A 6,952-nucleotide genomic window follows, 5' to 3' on the forward strand; every position below is an offset into this window, starting at 1 on the left:
TGCCGCTGGCCGATATCCTGCCGCTGTCGCCGCTGCAACAGGGCTTCCTGTTCCATGCCAGCTATGACGACGAGGCCGACGACGCCTATATCGTGCAGATGGTCTTCGCGCTGGACGGGCCGCTGGATACCGGGCGCCTGCACCGCGCCATGCGCGCCATGCTGGCCCGCCATCCCAATCTCGCCGCCCGATTCGAGATGGCCGGCGCGCGCATGGTGCAGCTGATCCCGCGCCAGCCCGACCTGCCATGGCTCCTCCACAGCCCGGACGGAACCCCGGCCGAACGCCAGGCCGAACGTGACGCCATCCTTCATGCCGACCGGCATGCGCGCTTCAACCTCGGAAACGAACCCCCGATCCGCGCAACCCTCATCCGCGAACATAAAAACAAGCACTGCTGCGCAATAACAACTCATCATATCGCAATCGATGGATGGTCCCTGCCGGTCTTCCTGGACGAATTATTCGCCCTTTACGACGCCCCGGATACGGAGCTGCCGCATGCCACCCCCTATGCCGAGTATATTCGCTGGACCGTCTCGCGCACCAATACCGACAGCACCGGGTTCTGGCGTGATCAACTGGAGGGGCTGGAGGAACCCACGCTGATCTCCCCCGATTCTGCCGGTCAATCCGCGGGCAAAATACTGTCGCGTCGGTTGGACAGGAACGCAACGGCCCGGCTGGACAGCCGCGCCCGCGATCTGGGAATCACGCTGAATGCACTGATCCAGTCCGCCTGGGCGCTTTATCTGTCGCGCCGCACAGGCCAGCACGATGTCGTCTTCGGCACGACCGTTTCAGGCCGTCCCGCCGATCTGCCAGGGGTCGAGCGCATGGTCGGTCTGTTCATCAACACGCTACCGCTGCGATTGCGGCCCGACCCGGCGCTGAGCGCCTCGGAATTCATGCGCCAGACCCATGACAGTCTGTCGGCGATCCTCGAGCATCAGCATGTGCCGCTAAGCACGCTGCAACGCGTCGGCGGGCATGACCGGTTGTTTGATACACTGACCGTATTCGAAAATTATCCCTCGGGCCCGGCCGATGGCGATGCCGGGAACGCGGCCCTGATCGTCGAAAGGCATAGCCAACATGGCGGGGATGCCACCCATTACCCGATGGGCCTCGCCGCCGTGCCGGGCGAGTCGCTGAAACTGACGCTCAGCTATCGCGGTGATCTCTTTGGTATCGAAGAGGCCCGTCGGGTTCTCGACAATGTCGAGGCCATCCTGGCCGCCCTTGCCGATCATGCCGACAGAAAACTGGGCCGGATCGGTCTGCTGGATGCCGGTGCGACGGCTGAAATGCTTGAAATCCTGCGCGGCGGCGATCACCCACGCGAGAATCAGAGCCTTCCCGGGCTGGTCTGCGATGCGGCCCGGCGCATGCCCCATGCAACCGCGCTGATCTGCGGCGAGACGCGGCTGGATTATGCCGGACTGGAACGCGACAGCGCGGCACTGGCCCGGCAGTTGATCCGCGCGGGTGTCCGGCGCGGGCAAATCGTCGCCATGCTGCTGCCGCGCGGGATTCCCGCAATTACCGCCCTTCTGGCGATCATGCGGGCGGGGGCGGTCTATCTGCCGCTGGATCCCGGCTATCCGCAGAACCGCATTGCCGCTGTTCTGGCCGATGCTGCGCCGACACTGATCGTCACCGACCGGCTGAATGCGGCACTGGTCCCGCATCATCCCCATCTGCTGACGGATGAGGAACCTTCGATATCCTTCGCCGCCAACGAGCCACTGATCCAGCCCCAGGCATCGGATCCGGCCTATGTGATCTATACATCGGGTTCGACCGGCCGGCCCAAAGGGGTGCTGCTGTCTCATGCTTCCGCCGTCAATGCGATCCTGTCGCGGGCCGAGCGCTATCCACTGCCCGACGTTTCGCTGTTGCTGCCCTCGCTGGCCTTCGATGCCTCGCTGGCAGTGATCTTCGGTGCATTGGCCAATGCATCGACGCTGGTCCTGCCCGAACCGGGCGCCGAAAAACAACCCGCTGAACTCGCCAGGTTGATCGAGCGGCACAAGATTCGCGAATGGATCAGCGGCCCCGGCCTCTGGCGTGCCGTACTGGAGGAAGGCGCAGCCGATCTGACCAGCCTGCGGACCGTCGTGCTGGGCGGAGAGGCCATCCCCGTCTCGCTGGTCGCGGCGCATCGGCAGGCGGTGACGGCCGAGCTGTGGAATGAGTATGGCCCGACCGAAGCCGCGATCTGGTGCGCCTCGGCATTGGTAACCAAAGGCGGAACGCGCCAGAATCTGATCGGACGACCGATCAGTAACATGCAATTTCACATTCTCGACGCGTCCTTGCAGGCTGTTCCTGTTGGAGTTGTGGGCGAGTTGTATATCTCGGGGGCGGGTCTGGCGCAGGGCTATCTGAACCGCCCCGACCTGACCGCCGAACGCTTCCTGGCCAATCCGTTCAGCCCCGGACAGCGCATGTACCGCTCGGGCGATCTGGCCCGCTGGCGCGAGGACGGACAGGTCGAATTCATCGGCCGCGCCGATCAGCAGATCAAGATCCGCGGCTTCCGCATCGAGCCCGGCGAGATCGAGGCCGCCATCGCCCGGGAAGGCTATCCCCAGGCCGCCGTCATCGCCCGCGAGGACAGGCCCGGGCAGAAGCAGCTGGCCGCCTATGTCGTGGCACCGGAACTGGAACTGGACTGCGATGCCCTGCGCCGGGCGCTGGCCGCTGCCCTGCCCGACTACATGGTCCCCGCCGCCATCCTGCGGCTGGACGAATTGCCGCTGACCCCGAATGGCAAGCTGGACCGCCGCGCCCTGCCCGCCCCCGTGATCGCCGCGGGACCGCGGCGCGCGCCCCGCAACGAAACCGAGGCCAAACTCGCCGCGCTGTTCGCCGAGGTGCTTGGCATCGACAGCCCCGGCATCGATGACAGCTTCTTCGCGCTTGGCGGGGATTCCATCTCGTCGATCCAGCTTGTCGCCCGCGCCAGAAAAGCCGGGATCACAGTAACCGCTCGCGATGTGGTGCAGAAACAGACCGTGGCCGCACTGGCCCCGCTGATCCAGCCGGCCTCGGATATCCGCGCCCGCCCCGCCGTTCCGGCAAGCGGCGAGTTGCCCATGACGCCGATCATGCTCGACATGGTTGCGCAGGGCGGCGACTGGTCGCGGTTCCAGCAAACCGTGCTGCTGGACATCCCTCCTGCCGATCCCGACGCATTGGCAGCCGCGCTGAACGATCTGCTGGGATGTCACCCGATCCTGAATGCCCGCCTGGCCGGCAAGGACCGGCTGCATGTCCCCTCGGACCCGCCTTGCGCCGATATCCTGACAGTAATCGATTCCGATTTCCTGGCCGGGAGCCAATGGGAAATCGGGCTGAAAGCGGCCGCTTTGGACGCAGCGGCCCGACTGGATCCGCAGCAGGGGCGGTTGATGCAGGCGGTGCTGTTCCGGTCCGGAGATATAACCCGGCTGTTGCTGACCATCCACCATCTGGCCATCGATGGCGTTTCGTGGCGCATCCTGCTGCCCGACCTCGCCGAAGCCCTTGCCGCGCGCCATGACGGCAGGGCTCCCGACCTGCAGGCTGCGGCCACCCCATTCCGCGAATGGGCGCTGGCGATGCCCGAGGCCGCGCAAGCCCGGCTGGAACAGCTGCCGTTTTGGCAATCCATCGCCTCGCGCCCGCAGTCGCAACTGGCAGCACGCTCGCTGGATCCTGCAAAAGACCATTTCGGCGCTCAGTCCCTGCTGCATGTCGCGCTGGATGCCGCTACCACCAGAACGCTGATGACCCATGCCACGCGCCGCATCGGCGGCGGCATGAATGAGGTGCTTTTGACCGCTCTGGCACTGGCGGTCGCCCATTGGCACGGCCATGCCGGGCTGACGCTGAATGTCGAAGGACACGGGCGCGAGGACATCATGCCCGGTGCCGACCTGTCTCGCAGCCTGGGCTGGTTCACAAGCCTGTTCCCGCTGCATCTGGATGTCGGTCGGCCCGGCGATCCGTCCCAACTCTCCGCGCTCGCCATCGAAACGGCGCTGAAATCGGTCAAGGAAGCTCTGGCCGCGATTCCCGAAAACGGCATTGGCTATGGCCTGCTGCGCCATATGACGACGGAAGGTGCCACGCTGGCCGGCCATCCCGCACCCGAGATCGGCTTCAATTTCCTTGGCCGCTTCGATACCGGTGGCAATCTGGCAGGCTGGCGGATCGCTCCGGAGGGGCTGGCCCTGTCGGGCGGTGCGCCAGAGCAGCCGCTTGCCCATGCGCTGGAACTGAACGCGCTGATCAATGGCGAAACACCCCGGTTGCAGGCTGACTGGACATGGGCGGGCGATCTGTTCGGCTCGCATGACATCGCCGAACTGGCGGAGTTATGGCTGACCGCGCTGCGCCGCATCGCCGAGACCTGCGCGGCATCCGATGGGCGGCTCCTGACGCCCTCTGACCTGCCGGGCTGCGCTCTGGACCAGCCCCGGATCGATGCTATCGAGGCAAGCCATGCCCCGGTGGCCGAGATCCTGCCGCTGTCGCCCTTGCAGCAGGGATTTCTGTTCCATTCGCTTTATGACCGTGACGCCGAGGATATCTATCTGTCACAGATCACCTTCACGCTGAAAGGCGCGCTGGATCCCGACCGCCTGCACCGCGCCGCACTGGCCTTGCTGGCCCGACACCCTGCCCAGACCGCCAGCTTCCTGCATGAAGGACTGGATCACCCGGTACAGGTAATCCCGGCATTACCGGAACTGGCCTGGCGGAATGTGGAACTGGAAGGCCCCGCCGATACCGCGCTGTCCGCCTTGCAGGACAAGGACATCGCGCAGCCCATGCCGCTGCATGACGGTCCGTTGCTGCGCTTTACATTAGCGCGCGAGACCGCACAGCGACATCATCTGGTGCTGACCAATCACCACATCATCATGGATGGCTGGTCAACACCGTTGTTTTTGCGTGATCTTCTGGCGCTTTACCATGCCGATGGCGACGATCCCGCCCTTCCCGAGATCCCGGCATGGCGCGATTATCTCGACTGGCTCGCCACGCGCGATGAACAGGCGGCGATGCAGGCATGGCATGATGCTTTCGACGGGCTGGAACAACCCGCCCTGCTTGCCGGAGGTGTTGTGGCAAAAGCTCCGGCGCGGCTGCATGTGGATCATCTGTCCGGGGAACTCAGCCATATGCTTCAGGCGTTGTCGCGCCGGCTGGGAGTGACCCTGAACACGCTGGTCCAGACCGCATGGGCGCTGGTCCTTCGGACCGAGCTGGGTCAGGACGATCTGGTGCTGGGCTCGACCACCTCGGGACGTTCCGCCGATCTGCCGGGGATCGAGCATATGGCGGGCCTGTTCATCAACACCATCCCGCTGCGCTTTACCCTGCGCCCCGCCGAAACATTGGCCGACATCCTGCTGCGCATTCAGCACGAGCATGCACTGCTGCTGGATCATGATCATCTGGGGCTGGCCCGGATCCAGAAGGCGGTCGGTCAGGGCAGCCTGTTCGATACGCTGGTGGTGTTCGAGAACTATCCGATGGGCGAAGAGCCCCAGGGCGGGCTGGAAGCACGGTTCCGCGACAATCGCGGCGGCGATACCTCGCATTACCCGGTCAGCATCGGTATCACACCGGGCGCGCGGTTCGAGGTGAAATTCAGTACCCGCCCCGACGTGATCGACACCGCCCGTGCCGAGCGGTTGCGCCGCCGGCTGACCGCCGCGCTGGAACTGCTGGCCCGTCACAGCGACCAACGGCTGGCCCGGCTGAGCCTGCTTGAAGAAGGCGAAGCCTCGCTGCTGTCCGGGCCGCGCGACGACCGTCCCGCAAATTCCCTGATCGAAGCGTTCCGGATTCAGGCCGCTACCACGCCCGATCAGATCGCATTGGTTTGTAGGGACGAACATCTCGACTGGACCACGCTGTCGGCGAAAGTGAACCGTCTGGCACATCATCTGGCCATGCAGGGCGCTGCGCCGGGACAAGCCGTCGCCATCGCGCTGCCCCGCGGCGCGGAAAGCGTGATCGCGATGCTGGCCGTCGCCCACAGCGGCGCGGCATGGGTGACGCTGGATATGGACCAGCCGGACGAGCGTCTTCGCGACATGGCCCGCCGGGCGGATTGCGCACTGGTCATTGCCACGGCCGGAACCGCAGCACGGCTGAGCGAGCCGGGCATGACCGCGGTCCTGCTTGATGACAAAGCCACGCTCTCGCAGATCGCGGTGCTGCCGGACGATCCTGCCGGGTTGCCGCATGCGGCGGAAGACGATCTGGCCTATATCATCTTTACCTCGGGCTCGACCGGCCAGCCCAAGGGCGTCCGTATCGCCCATGGCAATATCGCCAATCTCCTGGCCCAGCATCGCGGCGCGTTCTATGATCCCATGCGCGTGGCAAAAGGCCGCCGGTTGCGCATGGCCGTCAGTGCTCCCTTCAGCTTTGACACCGCGCTGGCAGGACTCCTGTGGATGGTATCGGGGCATGAATTGCATGTGCTGTCCGACGACGACCGCCGGGACGGCTTCCGCATGGTGTCCTATTGCCGTGACCGCCAGATAGACGCCATCGATGTCGGCCCGACCCATTTCGAACAGCTTCGCGAGATCGGCCTGCTCGAAGGCGATCAGAAATATCCCAGCATCATCGCCTTTGGCGGCGAGGCCGTCAGTCCCGCGCAATGGCGCGCCGTACAGGTGCCGGGCGTCACCGCCTTCAACGCCTATGGCCCCACCGAAGGCACAATCGATTCGACTTTCGGCGAGGTGACGGGGGATGATGTTGTGATCGGCCGCCCGTTGCGGAATGGCCAGATCGCGATCCTCGACGCGTCCTTGCAGGCTGTACCTGTTGGAGTTGTGGGCGAGCTGTATATCTCGGGGGCGGGTCTGGCGCAGGGCTATCTGAACCGCCCCGACCTGACCGCCGAACGCTTCCTGGCCAATCCGTTCAGCCCCGGACA

1 protein-coding gene is annotated in these 6,952 nt (G+C 65.1%); it reads left to right on the top strand.

The genetic code is table 11. From position 1 onward, the window contains the following. Nucleotides 1-6,952: non-ribosomal peptide synthetase (locus tag D3P04_RS22885; RefSeq protein ID WP_119752202.1), on the top strand; the 6,952-nt coding region annotated here is incomplete at both ends.

This window comes from Paracoccus onubensis, assembly GCF_003591515.1.
Taxonomy (GTDB): Bacteria; Pseudomonadota; Alphaproteobacteria; order Rhodobacterales; family Rhodobacteraceae; genus Paracoccus; species Paracoccus onubensis.